Origin of the sequence: Brevibacterium sp. ZH18, from assembly GCF_022748595.1 — a bacterium.
In the GTDB taxonomy this organism is placed as follows: domain Bacteria; phylum Actinomycetota; class Actinomycetes; order Actinomycetales; family Brevibacteriaceae; genus Brevibacterium.
Window position 1 is genome coordinate 109,318 of the sequence record NZ_JALDSX010000001.1, and the last position, 26,847, is coordinate 136,164.

General features: G+C 64.5%; 25 protein-coding genes and 2 tRNA genes. 17 read left to right on the forward strand and 10 right to left on the reverse strand.

Annotation, left to right across the window (positions count from 1 at the left end; genetic code table 11):
- Positions 1-50 precede the first annotated feature (50 nt).
- Both efeO and efeB read left to right on the forward strand, forming a co-directional pair.
- Entirely contained in the window at positions 51-1,211 is a 1,161-nt protein-coding gene (efeO, locus tag MPN20_RS00510; protein ID WP_242778061.1) for an iron uptake system protein EfeO, read from the forward strand.
- Positions 1,211-2,461: an iron uptake transporter deferrochelatase/peroxidase subunit gene (gene efeB / locus MPN20_RS00515; protein ID WP_242778064.1), complete on the forward strand. Its 1,251-nt coding sequence runs from the start codon at positions 1,211-1,213 to the stop codon at positions 2,459-2,461. The genes efeO and efeB overlap by 1 nt, the downstream gene beginning before the upstream one ends.
- 35 nt (positions 2,462-2,496) lie before the next feature.
- Here efeB and MPN20_RS00520 read toward each other — a convergent pair whose 3' ends face one another.
- Positions 2,497-3,219 carry an alpha-ketoglutarate-dependent dioxygenase AlkB gene (locus MPN20_RS00520; protein ID WP_242778067.1) on the reverse strand — a complete coding sequence of 241 codons (723 nt, stop codon included), beginning with the start codon at positions 3,217-3,219 and terminating at the stop codon, positions 2,497-2,499.
- Between the two features lie 23 nt (positions 3,220-3,242).
- A complete protein-coding gene (locus MPN20_RS00525) occupies positions 3,243-4,451 on the reverse strand; it encodes an FAD-dependent oxidoreductase (protein ID WP_242778070.1) in 1,209 nt (402 codons plus the stop codon).
- A 128-nt stretch (positions 4,452-4,579) separates the two neighbouring features.
- On the opposite strand from MPN20_RS00525, the gene MPN20_RS00530 reads away from it, so the two are divergent.
- The 5 genes from MPN20_RS00530 to MPN20_RS00545 all read left to right on the forward strand — a co-directional run bounded on the left by MPN20_RS00530 (position 4,580) and on the right by MPN20_RS00545 (position 7,781).
- Positions 4,580-4,652, forward strand: a tRNA-Ala gene (locus MPN20_RS00530).
- Between the two features lie 31 nt (positions 4,653-4,683).
- Positions 4,684-5,043 carry a hypothetical protein gene (locus MPN20_RS00535; RefSeq protein ID WP_347566779.1) on the forward strand — a complete coding sequence of 120 codons (360 nt, stop codon included), beginning with the start codon at positions 4,684-4,686 and terminating at the stop codon, positions 5,041-5,043.
- 98 nt (positions 5,044-5,141) lie between these two features.
- Positions 5,142-5,576 carry a family 1 glycosylhydrolase gene (locus tag MPN20_RS17230; protein WP_278189534.1) on the forward strand — a complete coding sequence of 145 codons (435 nt, stop codon included), beginning with the start codon at positions 5,142-5,144 and terminating at the stop codon, positions 5,574-5,576.
- Positions 5,524-6,498, forward strand: coding sequence for a family 1 glycosylhydrolase (locus MPN20_RS00540; protein ID WP_347566781.1), 975 nt, complete (start codon positions 5,524-5,526; stop codon positions 6,496-6,498). Before MPN20_RS17230 ends, MPN20_RS00540 begins: the two co-directional genes overlap by 53 nt.
- Complete coding sequence (locus tag MPN20_RS00545) at positions 6,462-7,781, forward strand: MFS transporter (protein ID WP_242778074.1); 1,320 nt, start codon at positions 6,462-6,464, stop codon at positions 7,779-7,781. Before MPN20_RS00540 ends, MPN20_RS00545 begins: the two co-directional genes overlap by 37 nt.
- An 18-nt stretch (positions 7,782-7,799) precedes the next feature.
- Here the strand turns inward: MPN20_RS00545 and MPN20_RS00550 are convergent, their stop codons facing one another.
- The 4 genes from MPN20_RS00550 to MPN20_RS00565 form a co-directional block, all read right to left on the reverse strand.
- Positions 7,800-8,354, reverse strand: a complete 555-nt coding sequence (locus tag MPN20_RS00550; RefSeq protein ID WP_242778077.1) for a YdeI/OmpD-associated family protein — start codon at positions 8,352-8,354, stop codon at positions 7,800-7,802.
- Positions 8,355-8,479: 125 nt separating this feature from the next.
- Positions 8,480-9,997 carry a 3-hydroxyacyl-CoA dehydrogenase NAD-binding domain-containing protein gene (locus tag MPN20_RS17435; RefSeq protein WP_242778079.1) on the reverse strand — a complete coding sequence of 506 codons (1,518 nt, stop codon included), beginning with the start codon at positions 9,995-9,997 and terminating at the stop codon, positions 8,480-8,482.
- Positions 9,994-10,905: a 3-keto-5-aminohexanoate cleavage protein gene (locus tag MPN20_RS00560; protein ID WP_242778082.1), complete on the reverse strand. Its 912-nt coding sequence runs from the start codon at positions 10,903-10,905 to the stop codon at positions 9,994-9,996. The genes MPN20_RS17435 and MPN20_RS00560 overlap by 4 nt, the downstream gene beginning before the upstream one ends.
- Positions 10,902-11,876, reverse strand: a complete 975-nt coding sequence (locus MPN20_RS00565; protein ID WP_242778084.1) for a TetR/AcrR family transcriptional regulator — start codon at positions 11,874-11,876, stop codon at positions 10,902-10,904. The genes MPN20_RS00560 and MPN20_RS00565 overlap by 4 nt, the downstream gene beginning before the upstream one ends.
- A 190-nt stretch (positions 11,877-12,066) precedes the next feature.
- On the opposite strand from MPN20_RS00565, the gene MPN20_RS00570 reads away from it, so the two are divergent.
- Complete coding sequence (locus tag MPN20_RS00570; protein ID WP_242778229.1) at positions 12,067-13,440, forward strand: aminotransferase class V-fold PLP-dependent enzyme; 1,374 nt, start codon at positions 12,067-12,069, stop codon at positions 13,438-13,440.
- Between the two features lie 27 nt (positions 13,441-13,467).
- Here the strand turns inward: MPN20_RS00570 and MPN20_RS00575 are convergent, their stop codons facing one another.
- A complete protein-coding gene (locus tag MPN20_RS00575; protein WP_242778087.1) occupies positions 13,468-14,133 on the reverse strand; it encodes a hypothetical protein in 666 nt (221 codons plus the stop codon).
- A gap of 162 nt (positions 14,134-14,295) precedes the next feature.
- On the opposite strand from MPN20_RS00575, the gene MPN20_RS00580 reads away from it, so the two are divergent.
- From MPN20_RS00580 to MPN20_RS00600, 5 genes are all read left to right on the forward strand, one after another.
- Entirely contained in the window at positions 14,296-15,747 is a 1,452-nt protein-coding gene (locus tag MPN20_RS00580; RefSeq protein ID WP_242778090.1) for a PLP-dependent aminotransferase family protein, read from the forward strand.
- A 43-nt stretch (positions 15,748-15,790) separates the two neighbouring features.
- Positions 15,791-16,570, forward strand: a complete 780-nt coding sequence (locus MPN20_RS00585) for a YggS family pyridoxal phosphate-dependent enzyme (protein ID WP_242778093.1) — start codon at positions 15,791-15,793, stop codon at positions 16,568-16,570.
- 59 nt (positions 16,571-16,629) lie between these two features.
- Complete coding sequence (locus tag MPN20_RS00590; RefSeq protein WP_242778231.1) at positions 16,630-17,529, forward strand: bile acid:sodium symporter; 900 nt, start codon at positions 16,630-16,632, stop codon at positions 17,527-17,529.
- A 67-nt stretch (positions 17,530-17,596) separates the two neighbouring features.
- Entirely contained in the window at positions 17,597-19,084 is a 1,488-nt protein-coding gene (locus MPN20_RS00595) for an AlkA N-terminal domain-containing protein (RefSeq protein ID WP_242778096.1), read from the forward strand.
- Positions 19,084-19,689, forward strand: coding sequence for a methylated-DNA--[protein]-cysteine S-methyltransferase (locus MPN20_RS00600; RefSeq protein WP_347566780.1), 606 nt, complete (start codon positions 19,084-19,086; stop codon positions 19,687-19,689). The genes MPN20_RS00595 and MPN20_RS00600 overlap by 1 nt, the downstream gene beginning before the upstream one ends.
- A gap of 96 nt (positions 19,690-19,785) precedes the next feature.
- Here MPN20_RS00600 and MPN20_RS00605 read toward each other — a convergent pair.
- Positions 19,786-19,858: transfer RNA gene (locus tag MPN20_RS00605), tRNA-Ala, on the reverse strand.
- Between the two features lie 1,104 nt (positions 19,859-20,962).
- Between MPN20_RS00605 and MPN20_RS00610 the strand changes: the two genes are divergently transcribed.
- Together MPN20_RS00610 and MPN20_RS00615 are read left to right on the forward strand one after the other, a co-directional pair.
- Positions 20,963-21,853, forward strand: a complete 891-nt coding sequence (locus MPN20_RS00610; RefSeq protein WP_242778098.1) for a universal stress protein — start codon at positions 20,963-20,965, stop codon at positions 21,851-21,853.
- Positions 21,850-22,743, forward strand: a complete 894-nt coding sequence (locus MPN20_RS00615; RefSeq protein WP_242778101.1) for an alpha/beta hydrolase — start codon at positions 21,850-21,852, stop codon at positions 22,741-22,743. The genes MPN20_RS00610 and MPN20_RS00615 overlap by 4 nt, the downstream gene beginning before the upstream one ends.
- 115 nt (positions 22,744-22,858) lie before the next feature.
- On the opposite strand, the gene MPN20_RS00620 is transcribed toward MPN20_RS00615, so the two are convergent.
- Positions 22,859-23,086, reverse strand: a complete 228-nt coding sequence (locus MPN20_RS00620; protein WP_242778104.1) for a hypothetical protein — start codon at positions 23,084-23,086, stop codon at positions 22,859-22,861.
- 119 nt (positions 23,087-23,205) lie between these two features.
- The gene (locus MPN20_RS00625; RefSeq protein WP_242778107.1) at positions 23,206-23,619 is read right to left on the reverse strand and encodes a phage holin family protein; all 414 of its coding nucleotides are present in this window, start codon (positions 23,617-23,619) and stop codon (positions 23,206-23,208) included.
- A 228-nt stretch (positions 23,620-23,847) separates the two neighbouring features.
- Between MPN20_RS00625 and MPN20_RS00630 the strand changes: the two genes are divergently transcribed.
- Together MPN20_RS00630 and MPN20_RS00635 are read left to right on the forward strand one after the other, a co-directional pair.
- A complete protein-coding gene (locus MPN20_RS00630) occupies positions 23,848-25,116 on the forward strand; it encodes an MFS transporter (RefSeq protein WP_242778110.1) in 1,269 nt (422 codons plus the stop codon).
- A gap of 136 nt (positions 25,117-25,252) precedes the next feature.
- Positions 25,253-26,722, forward strand: coding sequence for an oligopeptide:H+ symporter (locus MPN20_RS00635; RefSeq protein WP_242778237.1), 1,470 nt, complete (start codon positions 25,253-25,255; stop codon positions 26,720-26,722).
- Positions 26,723-26,847: the final 125 nt, after the last annotated feature.

Here is a 26,847-nt window from a genome sequence, read left to right on the forward strand (position 1 = left end):
CGATCGCCCAACCGAACCCGCCGCATGCGGACATATCCACAAGGAACTCCATGACCCTCACGCGTAGTACCACGACAGTGCTGACAGCCGCCGCTCTGGGAGGAGTGCTGCTGCTGACCGGCTGCGAGCCGAATCAGAAGTCCGGCGACGGTTCGATCACCGTCTCGAGCACCGACGACAAATGCGATGTCTCGGCAGAGAAGGCTCCGGCGGGCACGCTGAAGTTCGACGTCACAAACGACGGATTGAAAGTCACAGAGTTCTACCTCCTCGGCGAAGACGGGCTGCGCATCATCGGTGAGGTCGAGAACATCGCCCCCGGACTCAACCGGTCCCTGACAGTGACGGCTCCCGAGGGCAAGTACTTCACCGCCTGCAAGCCGGGGATGGTCGGCGACGGCATCCGCGGAGATTTCACGGTCACGAAGTCCGAGGGCGGGACAGAGGTCGCCGCCGAGGACTCCCAGCTCGCCGATCAGGCGACGACGCAGTACGCCTCCTATGTCAAGGATCAGACTGAACAGCTGCAGTCCGGAACCGAGAAGTTCGCCCAGGCGTACAAGGACGGCGACGACGCCGAGGCACGTAAGCTCTACGCCTCCGTGCGCATGCACTGGGAGCGGATCGAACCCGTGGCTGAGTCGTTTGGCGATATCGACCCGAAGCTCGACCTGCGTGAGGCCGACCTGGTGGACGGGCAGGAGTGGACCGGTTGGCACCTGCTCGAGAAGGATCTGTGGCCGCCGAAAGACAGTTACACGGCGCTCAGTGACGCGGATCGAAAGAAATACGCCGACCTGCTCGTCTCGGACACGAAGGTCCTCTTCGATCGCACCCGCGACATCACCTTCACTCCCGACCAGCTCTCCAACGGCGCGAAGGAACTCCTCAACGAAGTCGCCACCGGCAAGGTCACCGGCGAGGAGGAGATCTGGTCGCACACCGATCTCTGGGACTTCCAGGCCAATGTCGACGGTGCCCGAATCGCCTACGAGGATCTGCAGCCACTGCTGGCGACCCGCGACAAAGAGCTCGACGCCACACTGAAGACCCGTTTCGATGACCTGCAGAAGCTCCTTGACAAGCACAAGGACGGCGATGGCTTCGTTCTGTACACCGATCTGAGCAAGAAGGAGATCAAAGAGCTCGCCGATTCCGTCAATGCCCTGTCAGAGCCGCTGTCGACGCTGACGGAAAAAGTGGTGGGCTGATGGCAGATCGTCCAGGCGTGTCCCGTCGGGCACTGTTCGGAGTCGGTGCGGGAACCCTGGCAGCAGGAGCCGCGGCGGGGTACTTCGGGCACGACAGCGTCGCCGAGGCAGTCGGAGCGGAATCGGACGTCGTCGACTTCTACGGTGAGCACCAGGCCGGAATCGTCACCGAGGCCCAGGACAGAATGTGCTTCGCCGCGATCAACGTGCTCACCTCCGACCGGAACGAACTCGTCGATCTGCTCCAGAAGTGGACGAAGGCGGCGGCCAACCTCAGCCAGGGCCTGCCTGTTGTCCCCGACGGAGTCGGCGGCGGCTCACGGATGGCCCCTCCCATCGACACTGGCGAGGCACAGGGGCTCAGCGCCGGCCATCTCACCATCACCATCGGCTTCGGACGCAGCCTATTCCGCGACGCTGACGGCATGGACCGCTTCAGCATCGCCGACCGGCTGCCGGAGGGGCTCATCGAGTTCCCGCACTTTCCCGGTGACCAGCTCGAGGATAGCCGCGTCGGCGGCGATCTGTGCATCCAAGCCTGTGCAGACGACCCGCAGGTGGCCGTGCACGCGGTCCGCAATCTCATCAGGATGGGATTCGGCACAGTCTCGACACGGTGGATGCAGCTCGGGTTCGGCCGGACTGCCTCGACGTCACCGGACCAGGAGACCCCGCGCAACCTGTTCGGGTTCAAGGATGGCACCGCGAACGTCCGATCGGATGAGTCGAAGGCCCTCGACGAGCACATCTGGGTCAGGGACGGATCCTGGATGGAGGGCGGCAGCTACCTCGTGGCCCGTCGGATCAGAATGCACATCGAGACGTGGGACCGCGAGAGCCTCGACGGTCAGGAGCAGATCTTCGGTCGTACGAAGGTCGATGGAGCACCGCTGTCGGGAGGCGACGAGTTCGCCACTCCCGATTTCTCGATGGCGGGGTCCGGCAACCAGCCGATCATCCCCGTCGATTCGCATGTTCGTCTGGCCCATCCGAGCCAGAACAATGGTGTGCGGATCCTGCGCCGCGGCTACAACTACGCGGATGGTGCTGACACCAGGGGGAACCTCGACGCTGGTCTGTTCTTCATCGCGTTCGTCGCCGACCCGGAGACCGACTACGTTCCGATGCAGAACCGCCTCGCCGCCCAAGACGCGCTGAGCGAGTATCTTGTGCACACCGGTTCAGGGCTCTTCGCAGTCCCTCCGGGAGTTCAAGAGGGCGGATACATCGGGCAGAGCCTTTTCACCTGAGCGCCAGTGTCACCAGTCGGTGAGTATCTGTCCGACTAGGCCCTGCCAGTCGTTCGCATCGTGATGTTGATCCTGCCCCCGCCGAGGTGGTCCAGCCTGCCGTGTTCAGGCGCCGTGGCCGGTTGGATCGACGTCACCCCGTGATAGGCGAAGCGGGCAGGTCCGCCGAAGACGAAGGCATCGCCGGAGGCAAGTCGGATGTCCTCATAGGGTCTGTTGCGGTTGACCGTGTTGCCGAATCTGAAGATGCAGGTATCACCGATCGACAGTGAGACGACCGGAGCCGGATCGAATTCGTCCTTGTCCTGATGCATGCCCATCTTGGCGGACGAGTCGTAGTAGTTCACGAGTGCGACATCCGGACGGTAGTCCTCGGCATCCAGTCCCCAAGCTCGCTCGTCACCGGAGGGGAACTGCGGGTCGGCCGCTGCCACCTCGGCGGCCTCGGCGATGACCTGTCGACCCAGCCGGGTCATCCAGTCAGGGAAGTCGAGCACCCGGGCGTTGTTGACATCACGGGCACGACGGTCGTAGCGACCCGGCTGCCAGTGCCAGCCGAGTCCGATGGTCTGAACACTCATCGGATGTCCGGCGATCGTGGTCGCGTGGGCGGGCACGGGACCTGACTGCCACTGTCGGTACTGGCGGATGATCCATGCCTGGGCCGCCTCGTCGAGAAATCCGGGCAGCCAGACCGCGCCATCGGCGACGACCCTCGGTGCCCGGTCGAAGGCTTCGTCGGCGAAGAGCGATTCCACGACTGAGTCGACTCAGACGAGAATCAGAGTTCGCCGACGGGAACAGACTCGTCCTGCAGGCGCGCCGCCGAGACGCTCTTTCCCACAAGCGCCCGCAACTCGTCGCTGCAGTCCCAGACGTTGACGTTCATGGCCGCGGTGACGGTGCCGCCGCGGGTCCAGAACACGAGGAATTCGCCGCTCGACTTGTCGCCGCGGATGACCACATCATCGTCGCCCGAACCGTGTCCGACGTATTCCATGCCGAGGTCGAACTGGTCCGTGTAGAAGTAGGGTTGCCAATCGTATTCCTTCGCCCCACCAGAGATGGTGGCCGCAGCGACCTCCGCCTGCCGCACGGCGTTGTCCCAGTGCTCGACGCGCAGACGCTCATCGAGGAGAGTGTTCTGAGCCGCGGCGATGTCGCCGATGGCGAAGATGTTCTGTTCGCTCGTGCGCATGTTCTCATCGACGACGACCCCGTTGTCCGTGGTCAGGCCGGCGGCTGTGGCCAGGTCGATGGTCGGATCCGCGCCGATCCCCACGACGACGAGGTCCGCGGGAATGTCGCCGGCGCTGGTCTGCACGGTGTCGACGGCTTTGTCGCCGGTGAATCCGGTGGTTTCGACGTTGGTGCGGAATTCCACGCCGTTCTTCTCGTGCAGGTCCTGGAAGTATTCGCCGATCTCGTCGCCCAAGGCTGCCCGCAGCGGGGGAGTGGAGTGCAGGACGACCGTGACATCACAGCCGTTCGTGCTCGCGGCTGCTGCGACCTCGAGGCCGATCCAGCCGCCGCCGATGATCACGACCTTCTTGCCCTGGCCGAACTGTGAGCGGATCGCCACGGCGTCTCCAGCATCACGCAGAGTGTGGATGTTTCCCAGATCGGCACCGGGCACGTCGAGGACTCTCGGTGTGGATCCGGTGGCCAGGATCGCCTGACCATAGGTCACGGTCTCACCGTCGTCGAGAGTCAGCGTCCGGTTCTTCGCGTCGAGCGCGGTCACCGTCGTGCCGAAGCGGGTGGTCACGTCATGAGCGGCGTACCAATCCTCGCCGCGCAGAGCCGACTCGGCAGGATCACTGCCCTCGAGCATGACCTTCTTGGACAGATCCGGACGGTAGTAGGGAGCCGCTGGATCGGCGCCGATGAGAGCGATCGACGCGGCGTATCCGGCCTCCCGGAGCGCCTCGACCACGGTGCCGCCGCCGATGCCTGCTCCGATGATGACAGTTCCGAATTCTTCGGCCATTGCCTTGTCCTTCCTCGAGGGGATTTCTCCCAGCCTGTACCGAGTCCGCGGGTGAGTCAACCGCAGGTGGGAGTCGTTGTGTCCATTTTGTGCAGGACGGGGACTTCGGCGTAAAGTGGGATCCGCAAGGGGCTTTAGCTCAGTTGGTAGAGCGTTTCGTTCGCAATGAAAAGGTCAGGGGTTCGATTCCCCTAAGCTCCACAGACGACATATTCGCCGAGGTGATTTCAACGTGAAAGCTCGGACAGTAGCCATGATCGGGATCCTCGGACTCGCCGGGGCCGCACATTTCCTCAAGCCCCGGTTCTTCGACTCCATCGTTCCGCCTCAGCTGGGCAGCGCCCGCAAGTGGACCTATGCCAGCGGAGTCGCCGAACTCGGCTGTGCCGCACTTCTCGCAGCCCCCGCCACCCGCCGTGCGGGCGGAACGGCCATGACCGCGCTGATGATCGGGGTCTACCCAGCGAACATCTACACCGTGAAGAAGCACTGGCACAGCCCGAAGGGCCGCGCGATCGCTCTTGCTCGTCTGCCGCTGCAGATTCCCCTCATCTGGATACCCTGGACGATCGCCGGCGACTCGACTGCTTGACGTCACAACATCCCTGGTCATGGCATATTCTGATCGTGGCAGACAGCGCACGACGACTGTGATCGTCTCGTGCTGTTCACAGATACGAAGGGGTATTCATGCCGGGGACATTGACGTTCGATCCACAGCAGCTGCGTCAGCTGCGATTCTCCGCCGCCACTGCGGCCTTTCAGATCGAAGGCGCCAGGACCGAGGATGGTCGCGGAGAATCGATCTGGGACGACTTCGTCGACATGCCCGGAGCTGTCGTCGACGGATCCACCGCCGACCCGGGACCTGACAGCTATCACCGCAGCGACGAGGACGTGTCGCTGTTGGCGGGTCTCGGCGTCGACAGATATCGGTTTTCGCTGTCATGGGTGAGGATCATCCCCGACGCTCTGACGAGCACCGAAGTCAACCCCGCCGGACTCGACTACTACGACCGACTCGTCGACGGGCTGCTGGAGGCAGGCATCACGCCTGAACCGACGCTCTACCATTGGGACCTTCCGGCCCGGCCTCGAGGCCGCGAGCGGATGGCTCACCCGTGACACGGTCTCCCGCTTCGGCGAATACGTCGAAGTCGTCGCAGAGCGCCTCGGCGATCGGGTCCGACACTGGTACACGATCAACGAACCCGCCTCGACCTCACTGCAGGGTTACGCTCTTGGGGAACTGGCACCCGGTCACACCATGCTCTTCGCCGCCCTCCCCACCGTCCACCATCAGCTTCTGGCACACGGCACTGCAGCGCGCATCCTGCGAGACCACGGCGCCGAGCAGGTGGCACCGGCGGTCAATCACAGTCTGGTCCTACCCGAGACCGACGCAGAGGCGGACATGGCGGCGGCGGGAGCCCTCGACCTCCTCTTCAACCGGCTCTTCGCGGAACCGCTGCTGGTGGGCGCCTACCCTGACCTCGAACCGTTCGGGGTCGAGATGCCGATTCGCGACGGAGACATGGAAGTGATCTCGACCCCGTGTGATGCCTATGGGCTCAACTACTACAACCCGACCACGGTGCGCGCCGTCGCCGACGGCCCGCTGCCCTTCGACATGGTGGCCACGCCCGGCGCAGCGACGACGGGCTTCGGCCCCCTGTGGCCGATCCGCCCCGACACGCTGCGGGACTTCCTCATCGATCTGAGCAGCCGCTACGGTCAGGCTCTGCCGCCGATCGTGATCTCAGAGAACGGCGCCTCGTTCCCCGAGCCGGACGCCTGCACCGCACCGATCGACGACGACGCGCGGATCGCCTACCTGCACGACCACCTCGGCGCCGTTGCCGAAGCGATGACGGCCGGCGTGCGCATCGAGGGCTATACGGTCTGGTCGCTGCTCGACAACTTCGAGTGGGCCGAGGGCTTCACCCAGCGCTTCGGACTCGTCCACGTGGACATGGACACCGGCACGCGGACGCCGAAAGCCTCGTACGCATGGTATCGGGACCTCATCTGCGCGGCACGGGCATGAAGCGCGCACCGGGGGCGAAAGCAGGAGGGCCCAGCGGATCTCTGCAGACGAGTGCGCGCGTCGGACCGTGGTGGATGGTGTGGTTCACCCTCGCCTGGCTGGCCATCTGGACCGTTCAGCTCACCCCCATCCAGCTCCTGCTCCCGCTTCAGCTCGACACCGAGAGCGAGGGCTGGATCTCCGGTGTCGTCTGGTCAGGCGTCGTGCTCTCGGCCGGCGGGCTGGCCGGAATCATCGTGGCCCCGCTCGCCGGACGACTCTCCGACCGCACACGTTCGCGGTTCGGCCGTCGCCGTCCATGGGCCATCGGCGGTTCGCTGTGCGCTGGCCTCGGACTCCTGCTCACAGGCATCGCCCACGGCCCCCTGCTGGTCGGCGGGGCCTGGATCGTGGTGTCGATCGGTGTGTCCGTGGCCTCGGCCGCGCTGACCGCCCTCATCGCCGACCAGCTCAACACGCAGAGGGGTGCAGCCTCGGCAGCGGCGAGTTCGGCTCAGGCCGTGGGCATCGTCGTCGGGGTCGGCGCAGTCGTGCTGTTGGGACTGGGCCTCGGTGCTTCCTACGCGCTCCTGGCCGGGATCATCACCGTCATCGGGATCGGCACATCACTGCTCCTGCCCGACCCTACTCCCACCCATCCGCGGATCGTGAGTCTGCACGTGGGACGGCAGCCGATCACGGGTGCTCGGATCTCCTCACTGCTCGACCACAGTTTCGCCTGGCTGCTCATCAGCCGCTTCGTCGTCAACGTCGGCAACGCGCTGGGGACCTCGCTGCTGCTCTTCTTCCTCCTCTACGGAATCAAAGTCCCCGCCGACGGAGCCGAAGACAAACTGCTCATCCTCATCGTCATCTACACGATCTTCGTCGTCATCTCCTCCATCGTCATCGGCACGATCTCCGACCGGACAGGCAACAGACGGGTCTGGACGATCGCCTCGGCGCTGGTCCAGGCGGCATCAGGTGTGATCATCCTCATCAGCCCGGAGTACACGACCACAGCCATCGCAGCGGCAGTCATGGGAACCGGCTACGGCGCGTACATGGCGGTGAGCCTGGCGTTCGGCACCGATCTGCTGCTCGACCCCGATGACCACGCCCGGGACCTGAGCATGGTGAACAACTCGGCGGCCCTGGGGCAGCTCGTCGGCCCTCTGCTCGGAGCCGGATTGGTCGCACTCGTCGGAGGGTTCTGGCTGCTCTTCGCAGCCGCGGCGATCGTGTCGGTCGTTGGCGCGCTGATGACGCTGACCGTTCACCCCCGGCGACCGAACCCGGCCTGAGGGCGATCCCGGTCGGGATCAGGAGATGCCGAGCAGCTTTCCGCTCTTCGACAGCTCCGGATCCGTGCACGAGGACAGGTCGAAGCAGCACGGACGGCGCTTGCCGTTCTCGAGCTTCGAGATCGCCACCCGCACACGGCGGGCACGCGTATCGGCGTTCCTCGTGGCCCGGATCCAGCGCACCCACTCCCAACGCGCCATCGGCGTCAGGCCGGCCCACACCTCGGTGAGGTCAGGGGCGTCGTCGAGAGCTGCGCGGAAATCGTCGGGGATGTCGGTCTCCGGCCATTCCTTCGTCGGAATCAGCTTGAGAGCCACTGATTCCGATTCGCTCACACCCAGTTCAGCCCACAGGTTCTCATCGACATTGATCCAGTGTCCGCGCATGCCGTCGGGTTCGATGACCGTGGTGAAATCGATGCCGTTCGCCGTCGCCCGAACAGCAACCTGACCACGTGAGGGAAGCTCGGCGCTGGCCTCTGGCGGCAGGTGCAGGATCGGCCTGTCGTTGATGACCTTCGCAGGTGCGAAGAATTCGATCGCCGAGGCGGTGGCTGCGGTGCTCTTGCTCATGGTCTGTCCCTGTTCACTGGTGCTGGCGACGGTTGGCTCTGATGCTCAAGGATAGTCGGCGAACCAGGGCGCGGACTTCTCGATTCCTGATGACTGTCCGCACTCCCCGCTGGTGCGTGAGGGAGTCAGCCTACTGTTCCCCCGCTCCAGTCAGGGACGCATCTTGGCACGCGATCGATCCTGTCCATGATCTCGGTTGGGAACGGGGTCACGGCATCCGTGCTCTGGTCGACGTGCAGGGCCATGATCTCCTCCGTGGCCACGAGCCGGTCACCGACGCGGACCTCATAACCCAGGTGCAGCTTCTTCGCACCAGCGGAGACGAGCAGCGGAGTGATGTCGAGCTGGGCTCCCAAGGACACCTCATCGAGGTAGCGGATATGGGATTCGACCGTGTAGAGCGAGCACGAGGTCTGTGCCCGGTAGTCGCGGTCGAGACCCAGCTGGCTCATCACCTGATCGGTCGCGAACCCGCAGACCAGGACATAGTAGGCCTCAGACATGTGCCCGTTGTAGTCGATCCAGTCCTCGATCACCTCGCAGCGGAAGACGTCCAGATCGACGGGTGCCGCGTCCAGGTCCGAGCCGTCTCCGGCAGTCCGGGCGGCAACGTGGACATCGTCGAAGCCTTCGTGCGCAGCATCGTTCGCTGAGGCACGGACTGAGGCGATGTCAGGCGTGAGTCTGCGCAGTGCGATGATCCCCGCATCACGCTGAGCGACGAGGTCGGCAATCGACCGATCCGCACTCTCGAGGTCGCAGCCCGCGACCACGTCATCTCGCAGGCTTTGGGTCAGCTCGGGTGATTCCAAACGGGTCCATGGAGACTTCAGGGACGGTCCGAAATGATCGAGCATATGCGCCATTCCGCCTTCGCCACCGGCCAGGTGGAACGTGAGCATCGGCCCCTGGAACGGCCAGCGCAGACCAGGACCGTCGGTGATGGACCGGTCGATCTGCTCGACCGTCGCCTCACCATGGTCGATCATGTGCAAAGCCTCGCGCCATTGCGCCTCCTGCAGCCGATTGGCGATGAACCCCGGCACTTCACGATCCATCCGGATGACGGACTTGCCGATGTGGGAATAGAAGCCTGCAGCCCACTCGACGGCCGCAGCGGACGTCGACTGCCCGCCGACGACCTCGACGAGTGGAATCAGATAGGGCGGATTGAAGGGGTGTCCGACGACGAGACGTTCGGGATGGTGCGCCTGGGTCGCCATCTCAGTCATCGAGTACCCCGAGGTCGAGGAGCCGATCACGACATCCGAATCGCAGACGGCATCGATGCCGGCCAGAAGGCTGCGTTTGAGGTCGAGGTCCTCCGGCGCGGACTCCTGGACGAACCCGGTGCCGGCCACCGCCTCGGCGAGGTCGGTGTGCACACTCCAGGCATCCTTATCGGCGCCCTCGACCATGTCGAGCTCGGCCAGCGCAGGCCAGGCCGCAGCGATGAGGCGCGTCAGCTTCTCAGCGGCGTCGGGAGCGGGGTCCCAGACCTTCACGGTGAACCCGCGGGCCAGGAAGTACGCGGCCCATCCACCGCCGATGGTGCCTGCCCCGATGCAGGTGACTGTGTCGATCGACGCGAAGTCGGGGTAAGCGGATCCAGCTGGCCGGGACGTGGATTCTGCGGGGCTCACAGGTGCACCTCGGTGATGGTGGGAGTCTGGACCCGCAGGTCAAGGATCTGCCTCGCCTCATCCGGGGTAGCCACCTCGGCGCCGAGGCTCTCGATGATGTCGACCGCGCGCGCAGTCAGGGAGGCGTTCGTGGCCTTGACACCCTTCGCCAGGTAGAGGTTGTCCTCGAGGCCGACTCGGGCATGACCGCCGGCGAGCACGGACTGAGCGACCCACGGCAGCTGATTGCGGCCGATGGCGAACGACGTGAACTGTGCTCCCGGCGGCAGCATACCCACCATTGCCGCCAGCAGACCCGCATCCACCGGAGCTCCGTACGGGATTCCCATGCACAGCTGGTACAGGGGAGGGGGATCGATCAGTCCCTCCTTGACGAGGACGTTGGCGAACCACAGATTGCCGGTGTCGAAGATCTCGAGCTCGGGTCGCACCCCCAGCGTCTGGATCTTCTTCGATCCCTCGCGCAGCATGTCAGGGGTCGAGACGTAGAGGTTCGAACCCTCACCGAAGTTGAGTGAACCGCAGTCCATCGTGCAGATCTCGGGCAGGAGCTCCTCAACGTGGGGCAGACGCTCGAGGGCATTGACGAGGTCGGTGCCGGGCATGTGAGTGGTGGGATCCTGTGGATCGATGATGAGGTCACCACCCATGCCCGCCGTGAGGTTGATGACCGGGTCGACGTCTGAGGCGCGGATCCGGCGCACGACCTCCCGGTAGTGGGCGACCTCCCGCGACCCCTGCTTCGTCTCAAGATCGCGGACATGGACGTGGACCACAGAGGCACCGGCCCTGGCCGCCGCGATCGCGTCGTTTGCGATCTCCTCCGGAGTCACGGGCACGTGCTCGCTCTTGCCTGCTGTGTCTCCGGCACCGGTGACGGCGCAGGTGAGAATGACTTTTCGGTTCATGGTGACTCCTCAAAAGGGTTCGGATCGGCTGTGTGCGGTGGGTCGGCGTGCGCTGGGTCGGCGTTCGGTGGGTCGGTGTGCGGTGGGTCGGCGTTCGGTGGGTCGGCGTGCGCTGGGTCGGCGTTCGGGGCGAGGATCGATCGGGCCAGGTAGCCGGCGAGCCGGGTCCGGAAAGTGGGGAGGTTCATGACCCCGGTGAGAACCTTGACTCCGAGTCCGTCGAGCAGCGAGGTCAGTTCGTCGGCCATCGCGGCACTGTCCCCGGACCGGAAATCCCCGGTTGCCTGGCCGTCGGCGATCGTCGTAGCGACCGTGCGTGACCACCGGTCATAGGCGGCAGGGTAGTCGCCTGCGGGGGAGGACGCGAGAGCGAGTCTGCTCCAGGTCTGGAGCCAGATCGACCACTCGCTGCGGGCCGTACGACCGATCGGCGACTGCAGTTCGAGGAGGCGTTCGAGTCGGTGACGCGGACTGCGGATCTCATCGAGCCACGCGATCTGCCGGTCGAAGGCGAGTTTGACCGAATAGTCGAGAGTCGCATCGAAGAGCTCGGACTTGGCGGAGAAGTAATAGTGGACGCTGGCACTCGAAGTCCCAGCCGCCGCGGCGATGTCGGCGATGCGCACGGAGTCGTATCCGCGTCGGGCGAAGAGATCCCAGGCTGTCTCGACGATGAGTCTGCGAGGAGAGAGGTCGGAGGAGTCGGGACCGGCGGCACCATCCCTGAGTTTCGCCGGGGTGGCGGAGACCTGAGACTCGTCGCCGAGCAGCCACTTGACTGTGACTCCGGTTCCGGTGGCCAGACCCAACAGCTCCGCCGCACTGAACCGGCGATGCCCGGACAGAGACTTCGAGAGCTTGGTCTCGTCGATCCCGATGATCTCAGCCAGCTTCCTCTGCGAGAGTCCACTGGCGGCAACGGCATCCTTGGCGCGTGCGGCTGTGGTCCGGGCATCGATGCTGGCGGTCATGCCCCGAACCTATCCTCGAACAGAGCTAATCGCAAGTAGTTCTGATGAGAACTCAGAACCATCGCAAGCTTGATCGCGGAGCCATCGCGAGATCCGATGCCGCGGAACTCCCACGATGGGTCCGTGAGCAGTTAGTCTCGTTCTGATGGACAGATCACCTTTCACCACCGATGACACCCCGGAGGGTCCAATGAACGACAACATCCACTCCCGCATGCACGTCGTGTCCGACGAGACCCGCAATCTCGTCAACCTCGTCCTCGACTACTCGCGTCGGCGAACCCTGGCCGTCGACACTCCGCTGGACCATCCGACGACGGAGACCGAGCTCAAGCGCCTCGCCGGACCTACGATCACCGAAGAGGGCGTGGGCTCATCTCGGGCCTTGGCGATCTTCGAACACATCTTCGCTCCGGCCTGCATCACCACCGACCACCCGAAGTACCTGTCGTTCATCCCCAGCGCCCCGACGAAGGCCGCGGTGGCCTTCGACCTCGTGGTCTCCGCAAGTGCCCTCTACGGAGGATCATGGTTGGAGGGTGCAGGTGTCGTCCATGCCGAGAACGAGGTCCTGTCATGGCTGGCCGGCGAATTCGGCCTGCCCGAGACTGCCGGGGGAGTATTCGTCCAAGGCGGAACCATCGGAAACCTGTCGGCGCTCGTGGCCGCGCGCAATGCGCAGAAGGAGAAGCTCGACGACAAGCGCCCGGGGCGATGGGTCATCATCGCCAGCGCCGAGGCGCATTCCTCGGTCGCCTCGGCCGCTGACGTGATGGACGTCGACGTCGCACCCGTGGCCACCGGCGACGACGGGATCCTGCGGCCAGAAGGCGTGCGCGCTGCTCTCGAAGAGCACGGCGACGCAGTCATCGCCGTCGTCGCGACGTCGGGGACGACGAACTTCGGAACCATCGATGACATCGCAGGCATCGCCGCGCTCAAGGACGACTTCGACTTCTGGCTCCACATCGACGGCGCCTATGGTCTGGCCGCGATGCTCTCACCGCTGGCCAGGCACAAATTCGCCGGAGTCGAATCCGCCGATTCCGTCATCGTCGATCCGCACAAGTGGCTGTTCGCGCCTTTCGACGCCTGTGCGCTCATCTATCGCGATCCGAATCTGGGACGGCGAGCGCACACTCAGCGCGCCGAATACCTCGATACGCTCACCGACTCCCAGGAGTGGAGCCCCTCGGACTACGCCATCCAGCTGACTCGGCGACCCCGCGGACTGCCTCTGTGGTATTCGCTGGCCAGCTACGGTGCCGAGACCTATCGCGAGGCCATCGGCCACTCGATCGAGCTGGCAATGCAGATCGGATCGGAGATCAAACGGCGTCCGAACCTGCGGCTGGTCCGCGAACCCGAGCTCTCAGTCGTCGTCTTCGAACGCGACGGCTGGGACCGTGCCGACTATCAGACATGGTCGGACAGGCTGCTCGAGGATCAGCGTGCCTTCGTCGTTCCCAGCTCTCACCACGGTCGGCCCAATGCCCGCTTCGCGATCGTCAATCCGCTGACGACCTTCGACGACCTCACGGACATCCTCGACTCGATGGAGTGAAGCCGGCCAGTCATGCAGCGCCGTGGTTCAGTCCCGCTTGGGACCGCTGATCTCGACGGTGAACGTCGGCAGCAGCGCCTGTGTGATGGGCCCGATCCCCAGGGCGTAGAGTGCCGTGCCGAGGCCGAACACTCCTCCGAGCAGCCAGCCGACGACGACGACGCTGACTTCGATGAGGGTCCGCACCAAGCGGATCGAGCGACCGGTGACCCGGGACAGGCCGGTCATCAGACCGTCCCGGGGCCCGGGGCCGAACTGCGATCCGATGTACATCGCCGAGGCGACGCCGTTGAGCAGGATTCCGCCGATCAGGAGCGCGATGTTCCAGCCCAGCTCCTCGGGCTTGGGCAGGAACAGACGTGTGAGGTCCAGCGAGGGGCCGATGAGGAGGGCATTGAGGATCGTGCCGAGTCCCGGCTGCTGCCTGAGCGGAATCCAGATGAGGAGGACCAGGAACGATGTGATCGTGACGATCGTTCCAAAGGTCAGCGGCACGTGCTTGATGATGCCCGAATGCAGCACGTCCCAGGGCATCATGCCCAGCCCGGACGTCACGATCATCGCCATCGACGCTCCGTAGAGATAGAGCCCGAGGATGAGCTGCGGCAGACGGCGTGGCAGGCGGCCGCCCCGCAGCTGCTGGATTGGGCCGAGATTCGCGAGTTGGCGTTTGGCCGCAGGCGTCGATGACATCGTGGATCTTTCTGGTTCGTGCTGACTGATACCACCATCATGCCTCGAAGTGGCCTTGCATAAAATAGCCAATTGGAACAAAGTGGTCATATCACCGTCGGCCGTGCGCGGCCGCCACGACGCGGGATCGACCGGCTCGGTTCCGGCAGAGGAGAGGCCGCCATGAACGCACTTGTGATGAGCGGAGCCAGGCTCGCGACCATCATCGGCACCGGTCCCTGGCCTGGGCCCGCCTATGACTCCCTGACCTCGGCCATCTCCCGGGCCATCGGCGACGGGCGGATCACCGTCGGAGCCCGTCTTCCCAGCGAACGCGAGCTGGCCCAGGCCATCGACCTCTCACGCACCACGACCACACGGGCCTACTCGAAGCTGCGGGATCAGGGCTTCGTCATCACCCGACGCGGATCCGGCAGCGTCGTCCGGCTGCCCGAGGTCCCCGGTGGTCGGATCGATCATCTGCTGACCCCGGCGGGAGCCGACGAGGCCGAGATCGACCTCAGCTGCACGGCCACTGTCGCACCGCCGTGGCTGATGGGCGCCTACGAGCGCGCCGTCGAGCAGGTCCCCGCCTACCTGCCGGGCACCGGCTACTACCCCTCGGGACTGCCCGTGCTCAAAGAGCTCATCGCCGACCGCTACACGGCCCGTGGAGTCCGCACCGATCCCGAGCAGATCCTCGTCACCTCCGGCGCCTTCGGAGCAGTGGCCATCGCTGTCAGAGCGCTCATCCGTCGTTCGGGCCGGGTCCTCATCGAGAGTCCCACCTACCCGAATGCGATCGCCACCTTGGAGGGCGCCGGGGCCTCCTTGGTCTCCTATCCGCTCGAGCTGAGTCCGAGCGGTCATCACTGGGACATCGACGCCATGGACCAGCTCTGCCGTCAGACGCGGGTCTCCGCCGCCTACCTGATCCCCGACTTCCACAACCCCACAGGCGCACTGCTGCCCGATGCCCAGCGCGGTGAGCTCGCCGCCATGCTGCGGCGGAATGGCGTGACGCCGATCATCGACGAGTCCTTGGTCGAACTCGGACTCGACGGCGGTCCCAGTCCGAGCCCGATGGCCGCATTCGCACCCGATGCGATCACTGCGGGAAGCACGAGCAAGATCTTCTGGGGCGGGCTCCGTGTCGGATGGCTGCGCATCCCGCCCCACCGGGTCGATGCGGTGGCGGCCAGTCGGCTCAGCCTCGACCTCGGGGCGCCGGTGCTCGAACAGCTCGTGGCCGTCGAACTGATGCGCGATCATGACACGATCGTCGCCGAATACCGGACGCGGCTGAGAGCTGCACGCGACAGTCTGGCCGCACAGGTGCGCGCGCACCTGCCGTCGTGGCAGGTCGTCGTCCCCACAGGAGGCATGGCGCTGTGGTGCCATCTGCCCGAGGCACGCTCGAGCGCCCTGGCCATCGCCGCGAGGAACCACGGACTCGGCATGGTCTCGGGTCCGAACTTCGCGCCGACCGGGGGATTGGACCGGTGGATCAGACTGCCGTACACGGTCGCCGAAGCGCAGCTGGACGAGGTCGGTCCGCGGCTGGCCGCAGCCTGGGACGATGCACTGAAATTCACGGACAGGATCCCCGCCGGCCGGGACCGGATCGTGGCCTGAGCACCACGGCCCCTCGAGCACACCTGCTGAGTACGATGGGGATATGAAACCCGACGACAGGCTCAACCACGATGAAGAGTACTTGACGGCCGCGACCGTCGAGGAATTCCGGGCCAACCTCGCCGAGGTGGAGCGCCGCATCGCCTCCGCCGTTGAGCGGGCGGGCCGTGACCGTTCCGCGGTCGAACTCCTGCCCGTGAGCAAGACCGTGCCCCAGGACCGGATTCGCCTGGCCGTGGCTGCAGGCTGCCGGAAGCTGGGCGAAAACAAGGTGCAGGAGGCCCACCGTAAGTCCGCAGAGATGGCGGACCTCGACGTTCGCTGGTCTGTGATCGGACATCTGCAGTCGAACAAGGCCCGCGACGTCGTGGCGTTCGCCGCGGAGTTCCAGGCCCTCGACCGGCTCAAGGTCGCCGCAGCACTTGAGCGACGACTCCAGACCGAAGGGCGCAGCCTCGACGTCTACGTCCAGGTCAACACCTCTGCCGAGGACTCGAAGTTCGGTCTCCCGCCTGAGGAGCTCAGCGCCTTCCTCGAAGAGCTTCGGCACTACGAGGCGCTGCACGTCCAAGGACTGATGACACTGGCGGTGTTCTCTTCCGACACCGACCGTGTCCGTGCCTGCTTCCAGCGTCTGCGCACTCTGCGCGATCAGGCGGTGGAGACCGATCCCGAACTCATCGGGCCCGGGAAACTGTCAATGGGGATGTCCGGCGACTTCGAAGTCGCGATAGAAGAGGGATCCGACTGCGTCAGGGTCGGACAGGCCATCTTCGGCAGACGCGGTGTGCCCGACAGCCACTACTGGCCGGAGGACAGCTGATCGTCGGCACCGTCTCGGCTCATCTTTCCCAACATCAGGTCCCGTACTATCTGAGCGCCATCGTCGCCGGCGCCCTCATCGGAACCGGTCTGCCCGTCGCATCGGACATCGCATCTGCGGCGATCACCGCATGTCTCATCGCGCTCCTGTTCGTGACCTTCCTCGATGTTCCCTTCGAGCGGATGCGGCAGGCCTTCGCCGAGCCGAAATTCCTACTCGCAGTCCTCGGGCTCAACTTCGTCGTCGTACCGCTCGTCGTGGCGGGCCTCCACCGTCTCATTCCCCTCGACGCGAGTCTCACCGTGCCGGCTCTCATCGTCCTGCTGAGCCCCTGCATCGACTACGTCCTCGTGTTCACCAAACTGGCTGGGGGAGCCCACGACCGCCTGCTTGTGCTGACTCCGGTGCTCATGCTCGCCCAGATCGTCCTGCTGCCCCTCTACCTGTGGATGATCATCGGCGGCAGCGTCGCGGAGAGCCTGGATCCGGAGCCGTTCCTCACAGCATTGGTCCTCTTCATCGTCCTTCCGTTGCTCGCAGCACTCCTCATCAGGGTCCTCTCCAGGTCGGTGGGCAGGGTTCGCCGAAGCGCCTCCTTCGCCGCGGATTCGATGGTCGCGCTGATGATGCTCACCTTGGCGGTGATCGCCGCGGCAGTGACTCCGGTGATCTCCGGACGCCTTCGCGAACTGGGCCTGGCGATGACCGTGTTCGTCCTCTTCGCCGTGATCATGACCGGGCTCGGCTGGGCAGGATCACGGGCACTGAACCTTGGCACAGCCGACGCCCGGGCGCTGATCTTCACCGGGGTGACCCGGAACTCACTCGTCATGCTGCCGATCGTGCGCGCAATCACCCCGGATGGCGTCGGCCCGGCCGTCGTCGTCGCGCAGACCCTGGTCGAACTGCTCGTCATGGTCATCCTTGTCCGTTGCGTTCGGCTGATCGCACCGCGTTGATCTCGCCTGACACTGCCATGTCCGAATACCGCTAGTATTGGTCGGCGCATGGAGGCAGAATGGACATATGTTCACAGCGGACCAGTGCTATCAGGCAGTGTCGAGTCGAGATCGTCGATTCGACGGCATGTTCTTCACTGCAGTCCGCACGACGGGAATCTTCTGCCGTCCCTCATGCCCCGCTAGGACTCCGCTGCGCAAGAACGTGGACTTCTTCCCCACAGCAGCCGCTGCCGCCGAAGCAGGCTACCGAGCCTGCCGGAAGTGCCGACCCGACGCGAGCCCGAATTCTCCGGAATGGGATGTGCGCGCCGACGTGACGGCGCGGGCCATTCGGCTCATCCGCGACGGGGTCGTCGACCGCAGCGGGGTACCCGGGCTCGCGTCGGAGCTGGGTTACAGCACCCGCCAGCTGGGCCGCGTGATGCAGGCGGAAGTCGGCGCGGGTCCTTTGGCTATCGCCCGCACCGAACGGGTTCGAACGGCGAGGATCCTCGTCGAATCGACAGCGCTGAGCATGAGCGAGATCGCCTTCGCCGCCGGATTCTCCAGCGTCCGCCAATTCAACGACACCTTCCGAGCCGTGTATTCGACGGCTCCGCGAAACCTGCGCTCGGGTGGGGCCCCTCCCGCCGGGGCCGACGACCTCACCGTCCGCCTGGCCTACCGTCCGCCGTTGGACCTCGATCGACTGTTCCGGTATTTCGGAGCCCGGGCGATCACCGGCGTCGAGGAGGTCGGGTCCGGTCACTACACACGCTCCCTCCCGTTGGCCCACGGGCCTGCGGTCATGACCTTGACCCAGGGCGACGGGGACTTCATCGACTGTCGGCTCCGACTTGCCGACACCCGCGACCTGGGAAGCGCCGTGGCCAGAGCCCGGCGCATCCTCGATCTCGACGCCGATCCCGCAGCCGTGCACTCGACACTGGCAGAGGCGGGCCTCGCCGACCTCGTCGCTGGGCACCCGGGACTGAGATCCCCGGGTACCGCAGACCCCGTCGAACTCGCGATCCGCACGGTGTTGGGACAGCAGATCTCGATCGGGGCTGCCCGGACCCACCTCAATCGTCTCGTCGACGGCTTCGGCGAGAACCTTCCGACCGAGCTGAGAGTAGGTGCCGTCGATCGTGTGTTCCCCACCGCCGCGGTGGTCGCGGCTGTCCCCGATGAGTCTTGGGCGCTGCCGGGTCGGCGCATCGCGACCATCCGGTCCCTCGCCTCGGCCCTCGACGACGGGTCGGTCGACCTGGGACCCGGCAGCGACCGTGAGGCGTCGAGTGCAGCGTTGCTCGGGCTGCCGGGGATCGGACCGTGGAGCCTCGGCTATATCCGCATGCGCGCCCTCGGCGACCCGGACGTCTGGATGAGCACCGACCTCGGGGTGAAGAAGGCAATGGCGGACCTGGACAGCGATTCGACCGGCGGTAAGCCTGCAGGGCAGTGGGAGGCGATCGCAACCAGGTGCCGTCCCTGGCGCTCCTATCTCACCCATCTCCTCTGGGCCCACCATGCGAGCACGGAGACGGCACACACGAAACCTGAGGATCACTGATGATGACATCGACAGCTCTGCACCGACCGACAGACAGCCACCCACCGCAGATGAGGAACAACGACACCATGAAGCTCACCGCACCGAGCACCCCGGCGACCTATTCGACCTTTGACTCGCCCATCGGAGAGATCGTCCTCACCTCTGATGGCCAGGCGCTGACCGGACTCTACGTCGATGACTTCACCGAGATCATCGAACGGCTGCACGCTGAGCACGGCCCCGACCTGCATGCCGACGATGAAACAGACGTGCTGAGAATGGCAAAAGAGCAGCTGGGGGAGTACTTCGCAGGCTCGCGAACCGAATTCGACGTTCCACTGGCACCGCGGGGCACCGAGTTCCAACGTCAGGTCTGGCAGGCACTGACAACGATCCCCTATGGAGCCACCGCCGGCTACGGCGAACTCGCCGGATGGATCAATCGGCCGAGCGCGGCACGTGCAGTCGGTGCAGCCAACGGCAGGAATCCGATCAGCATCATCGTGCCCTGCCACCGAGTGGTCGGAGCCAACGGTGCGCTCACGGGCTATGCATGGGGAGAGGACAAGAAACGCGCTCTCCTCCAGCTTGAAGCCGAGCACGCGTCGACCGCCCTACGCTGAGCGGCGCTGACCGGCAGCGACCGGCAGCGACCGCCAGCCAGGCGGGCAGATATGCGAAAAGAGCCCGGACTCAATGAGTCCGGGCTCTTCGTGCGGTGGAGGTAAGGGGATTCGAACCCCTGACCTTCTCCATGCCATGGAGACGCGCTACCAACTGCGCCATACCCCCGCTTGCTCGATCAATATTACTCACGACCTGCCGGGACGACAAATCGGCACAGAGTGACCCTGGCCACAGTCGGGTCGGAGGGCGACGGTTCGACTTTCCGCCGCTCTCCAACCGGGCTGTGGGGCGTCTCAGATCATTGGCCTGATCTGACTGAGATAGCGTGCGACGTCCCGTTCGCGTGTCTGGGCCAGTCGCTCCTCGCGGAGGTGCCTGCTGATTCGAGCACGGCGATGGGCGTCGGAATTCCGGCGTCGGCGCACAGCAGTCCTCTCCGGTTGGCGAGCCCAACGTACGAGCGTCATTCCGGCAGACAGTGCCAGGCGCCGTGGATATGGGAGTGGAAACAACGTGGACACAATGATTCCTCACTGTTTTCGGGCAGGGAATATCCCCGAATGGCGATTAGTGAAATGATTCGAAAGAATGCGTCGCTAATAAACGCAGTGCTTCGAATGAAAGCAACCCTCTTGAATGGAATTCAACTGAATAGAGGTCAATTGAATTCGACACTGCAGGATACGGCCCCGTTCGGCTGCGACGAGACGGGCATCAGCTGTGCCTGAGGACGATGAACGCCGACGGTGGCGTCATTGCGTCAGGGCAGTGCTGCGATCGTGCAGTCAGAGCAAACCGGTGTTCGGAAGACCGGTGGAAACAGACGAGAGATGCGGCTGGAATTCAGCCGACGAGTCCTTGTCCGCCAGTCAGGCAGGCAGTGTCTCCGTTCCAGCAGTAGGGAAAGTCGATGGAAGTGATCTGAATATTCATCATGGAGTCTGCGCTCCTTTCTTAGCAATGGATCTCGTGGGAGCGGCGTCAACGCTCACTGTGGAATGTGCAATTGTGGGTGTTTATGCGAATCCGTAATTGCACTGTCAAAGTTATCACAAATGAAGAATTGCGTGGGAGTTCTGTTCATTCTTTTTGAACTTTATTCTTCACTACGGCGCGGCAGTGCTCATGAACGGTGAGTCGGTACACGCGAACGGACCGCGAACCGGGCGTGCAGCGACGGGTGCGTGGCAATTTCGGCGCGGAGGTCGAAGATGCCGGGCCGACCAACGTAGAATCGACTCAGACTCGCTACGTGCTGGGAGAAGACTTATGACACAGGCAGCTGACACATCCCGCCGACTGGTCGTCGGCTACATCGCCACGGATCGCGGACGCGACGCCATCGCCCTGGCCATTTCAATCGCCAGGTCGGTTGAGATCGAACTCGTCGTCACGATCGTTCGGCCCGAGGCTTCCACATTCACCGCTGGCAATGCGATCCCGCAGGATGGCACCGGCATCGTCGCCCAGCAGCTCGATGACTGGCTCGAGGAGGCCCTCGCTCTCATACCCGACGACGTCTCGGCTCGCGGAGTCATCCACACATCGTCCAATGAGTCCAAGGGCCTCATGGAGGTCGCCGCCGCCGAGGGTGCTCTGGGCATCGTCATCGGAGCGCGCGCCACAACACTCATGCGTCAGTTCCGGATCGGCACCGTCGCCACTTCGCTGCTGCACGCATCGGAGGTTCCCATCGTCCTCGCGCCGTCCGGCAATTCGGACATCGGTCCGATTTCTCGGGTCACGACCCTCTTCGGTGCTCGACCCGGTGCAGCGACGCTCATCGGTGCTGCCGTACGATCGGCTGCCGCCCTCGACGTGGACCTGCGTCTGCTGTCTCTGATTGAGAATGACGGGCTGGCCGACGACGAGGTCTCTGAGATCACCGAGTTCGCCGAAGAGTACGGCGGCGCAGTGCTCGCTGCCCGGGCAGCGGACATGTTCAAGACCGGCCGGGCCGCAGTGAAATCGCAGGCGGGCGCCGATATCGAGGAAGCAGCCGACAACGTCGACTGGCGCCCGGGGGAGCTGGCCTTCATCGGGTCAAGCCGTCTGGGGCGAGGCGGACGCGTCTTCCTCGGTGCACGTGCGCGACGTCTGCTGCGTGTGCTTCCGGTCCCGGTCGTCGTCGTTCCCCGGCGCTCCGGCTCCGCTGAATGACCGCAGTTCCCGGCCGAACATCCCATCGCATCGATCTGAGCGTCGCGGGCCACCCGACCGCGGTCTGGCTCCATCCCGCGCCTGCTCAGGCAGTACCGGCATCGGCACGGCCCCTTCTCATGATCCACGGGTTCCGGGGGGACCATCACGGGATGGATCGCATCGCGGCCGCCGTGCGCGATCGCGATGTCATCGTTGGGGACCTGCCGGGCTTCGGGCAGACCCTTCCGCTTCGCGATGGTCTGACTCTCGACGGCTACTGCGATCATCTCGATGCCCTGATCGCCGAGGTGGCCCGACGGTGGGAGAAGCCGCCGATCGTGCTCGGTCATTCCTTCGGTTCGATCCTCGTCTCGCACCTGGCCGCGCGTCGGCCCGAGACTGCCCCCGAGCTCATCCTCATCAACCCGATCACCTCACCCGCACTTGAGGGACCGGCGAAGTTCCTCACCTCTCTGACGCGCATCTACTACGGCCTCGGGGCGCGGCTGCCTGAATCCATCGGTCACCAGCTGCTGGCCAATCCCCTCATCGTCAGAGCCATGAGCGAGGTCATGGCGACGACCGGCGATCGGGGTCTGCGCCGATATATCCATGATCAGCATGCGAAGTACTTCTCGACGTTCTCCGATCGGACGTCCCTGGCCGAGGCCTTCGATGTCTCGGTCGCACACACCGTCACCGAGGTCGCCGACCGGCTGTGCATGCCCATGCTCGTGGTCGCCGGGGATCGGGACGCGATCGCGCCGATCGCCGTGACACGGGCCTTCGTCTCCGGCCTCGCGGAGGTCAAATTCGTCGAGCTGGGAGGAGTGGGGCACCTGGTGCACTATGAGCGGCCCGACGAAGCCGCCTTCGCGATCATGGATTTCTGCTCCGGCCGGGATTAAGCCGGACCCGTCGACGGCCTCCTCGGGATGGACTCGTCAGACAGATCAGACTGGGCAGACAGAAGAGGGCCGATGCGATTCAACGCATCGGCCCTCTTTCGTCAGTCTCTGTCGATCACTCTCTGTGGTCGCGGAGCCAGTGATAGATCATCGGGACGAGGAATGAGAGTCCAGCAGAGAGCAGACCGCCCCAGAAGACCCAGAACTCGGTTCCCTCGGGAGTGCCCATGGCGGTACCGAACAGGTAGATGCCGAACACGAACATGGCGAACGAGATGATGAAGATGATGACATCAGCGAATGAGGCTGAATTCCGCACTCTCTTCGTGGCGGTATTGGACATGGTCTCCTCCGACGGTCAATGGGGTCCTGACTGACACACTGCGGTCCAGTCTACATCTCGTAGAGAAGATTCCGGAGTCGGGCCACGCCTGATGATGTCGGTCGATCCGAGCGATCGTCTCAGTCGCGTTGAGCCCTCTTCTCCGGGACCAGCCAGCCCAGGAGGGCAGACACGATCGAGACGATGACAGCCGCGAGGATCGCCGAGAAGAAGAACGAGTCGATGGTGAAGACGAACGGTGTGAAACCGGAGAGCCAACTCGTCAGTGCCAGCATCACCGCGTTGATGACGACGGAAAACAGTCCCAGCGTCAGGCACGTGATCGGAGCGGAGACGAAGCTGAGGATCGGTTTGATGAACGCGTTGGCGAGGCCGAAGATCAGCCCGACGACGAGGTAGGAGATGATCATCGCGGGAATCGGCCCGGTCTGGTCCTCGACGACGCGGTTTCCTGCAATCTCGACGCCGGGCAGGATCCACGCCGCGACCCAGATCGCACAGGCGTTGACGACAACTCGAGAGAGGAAGTTCATGGCTTCATCATTGCAGGCCGATCTGCATTCTTTCTGAGTCGCGGACGTGAGGAAGCTCAATCCGCGCCAGCCCCGAAGGGCCTCGTCCTGCGCCGCTGGAACCGGTAGCCTGGAGACAGCGCCAGACGGCGTATGTCAGCAGAAGTGTGCATCTACCGAGTGATTTGATCCAGGTCACCACGGCGGCACGGATCCCCGCGCATCCGGCGGGGCAGAAACTGGATTGGTATGTCGAGTTCTCAGACCAGCACCCGCACCCACAGCGACGCGAGTGCAGCCCCGACGCTGTTCTCCGTCGTCGGACGCACCTACTTTCCCATCGCCTTCATGGCACGCCTGCCCTATGCCATGGTCGTCATCGGCGTGCTCACCCTCGTCGTCGCCGGACGTGGATCGCTCAGCCTCGGCGGCATCAATTCGGCCATGGTCGGACTCGGCACAGCCCTGTTCGGATCATTCATCGGCGCGGCCGCAGACCGCTGGGGGCAGCGGATCGTGCTGCTGACCATCGGACTGCTCAACTGTGCGGCTCTGATCTTCATGGCGTGGGTCGTCTACAGTCCTCTGCCCGACGCGATCGTGCTCATCGCAGCGTTCGCGATCGGAGCCACAGCGCCGCAGGTGGCACCGATGTCCCGATCGCGTCTCGTCGAGATCATCATGACCCGTCTGCAGGGGCCGCGTCAGCCCAAGACGCTCAACTCGACGATGGCCTACGAGTCGGCCGCAGACGAGTTCGTCTTCGTCTTCGGGCCCGTCATCGTCGGCCTCCTCGCCACCACGCTCCATCCGGTCGCCCCCATCATCGGCGCCGTCATCATGACCCTCGTGTTCGTCACCTCGTTCGCACTCCATCCCAGCGGCCGCGCACAGTCGACCTCATCGGCGGGACCGCGGGTGCAGGGCCCCGCCAAGGACCTGTTCACATTCGGAGTGCTCGTCATCGTCTTCGGGGTCTTCGGCATCGGTCTCGTCTTCGGCTCCACCCTGACTGCACTGACCGCACTGATGAATGACATCGGGCGGGCGGAGGAGGCCGGACTCGTCTACGGAGTCATGGGCATCGGCTCCGCCATCCTCGCGATCTCCGTCGCCCTGTTCTCACCGCGCTTCCGGCTCTGGGCCCGCTGGCTGTGCTTCGCACCGCTGATGGTCATCGGCGCGATCCTGCTCTCGTGCAGCGAATCGATGCCGCTGGTCATCGTCGCGCTGCTGCTGATGGGCTGCGCAGTCGGTCCGACCCTCGTGACGCTGTTCAGCCTCGCCGCCGAGCGCAGTCCGCTGGGGCGATCGGCCACCGTCATGTCGATGGCCGGATCCGCGATCATCGTCGGGCAGTCAGTGGCATCGGCAGTCAACGGAATCCTCGCCGAGGCGGACGGGACCTCAGCCGCAATGGCTGTCCCGATGGCGGCTGCCGCGATCGTCCTCCTGGCCGGCCTGCTCAACCTCCTCGTCGGCGACAGCGCCCGAAAAAGAGACCTGGTTCACTCGTAGTTTCCGCGTTCTGGGACGCAGCGTCCCAGCATTGCCAGCGTGTGACCTGAGGCATGTCGGAGAGTAGCATTGCCGCTTGTTCACAGTGAAACGCGCAGCGATTCGCGCGTTTGCACCGCACTACGGAAAGCACGATATGTCATCAAGCACCTCGACGACCGAGGCCGTGCGGAACGACACCCGCTTCTTCGGGCACCCGCTTCCGCTCATGCAGCTGTTCAGCCTGGAACTGTGGGAACGGTTCTCCTACTACGGCATGAACGGCATCCTGGTCCTCTACCTGTACTTCCAGGTCTCCGACGGCGGCCTGGCCATGCCGCAGCCGACTGCGATCGGAATCGTCGGCGCCTACGGCGGCGCAGTCTTCCTCGCCACGATCCTCGGCGCCTGGGTCGCCGACAGGCTGCTGGGCCCGGAGAAGGTTCTCTTCTACTCGGCGATCATCATCATGGTCGGACACATCTGCCTAGCACTGGTGCCCGGTTATGGCGGAGTCGCCGCCGGACTCATTCTCGTCGCCCTCGGCTCCGGCGGACTGAAGGCCAATGCCTCCGCGCTGGTCGGAGAGCTCTACGAGGAGAAGGACCCCCGTCGGGACGCAGGCTTCACCCTCTTCTACATGGGCGTCAACCTCGGTGCTTTCCTCGGTCCGCTGATCACCGGCCTGCTGCAGGACAGCATCGGCTTCCACGTCGGCTTCGGCGCCGCCGCTGTCGGCATGGCGCTGGGCCTCATCATCTACGCCACAGGTCGGAAGAAGCTGCCCGACGAGGCACGCGGCGCGGTCAACCCTCTGCCCGGATCCAAGCTCGTCCTGTTCCTGCTGGCCATCGTCGTCGCAGTGATCATCATCGTGGTGCTGTGGATGACCGGGGTCGTCAACCCCGACAACCTCGACTGGTGGATCGCCGGCATCTCCGCCGGCGCTGCGATCTGCTACTTCATCGTCATGAGCACGAGCCCGCAGACCTCTGCCGATGAGCGTTCACGCGTGGCGGCATTCATCCCGTTCTTCGTCACCAGCGTCGTGTTCTGGTCCCTGTATCAGCAGATCTTCGGTACCATCACCGCGTATTCGGATACGCAGATGAATCGCGAGATCTTCGGCTGGGAGATGCCGATCAGCTGGGTTCAGCTGATTCCGGCGATCTTCGTCATCGCCTTCGCACCGGTCTTCTCCACCATCTGGATGAAGTTGGGGCCACGGCAGATCTCGACCCCGGTCAAGGCGGGGCTCGCACTCATCCTGATCGGCATCGCGTTCCTCCTGTTCCTTCCGTTCGCGAATGGCGAGGCGCACTCGACACCGCTGCTGTGGGTGGCTCTCATCCTGTTGCTCTTCGTCTTCGCCGAACTGCTCATCTCGCCGATCGGCCTGTCCTTCTCCTCGAAGGTCGCGCCGAAGGTCTTCCAGTCACAGATGATCGCGGTGTTCTTCCTCTCCTCGGGCGTCGGAACCGCGTTGTCCGGTGTGCTCGGCGGATACTACTCCGCGGACAACCAGACACCGTACTGGTCGTCCATCGGGGCAGCATCGATCGTTCTCGGCCTGCTGGCACTGACCCTGACCAAGCCGATGCTCAAGGCTCTGCGCGGAATCCGCTGACGCCACACAGGCTCACTTGAGTCGCACAGACTCACTTGAGTTGCGCAGGCTCTCTTGAGTTGCGTAGATCGAACGCCCTCATTCACCTCGTGTGAATGGGGGGCGTTTCGTCTGGATGTCGCGCG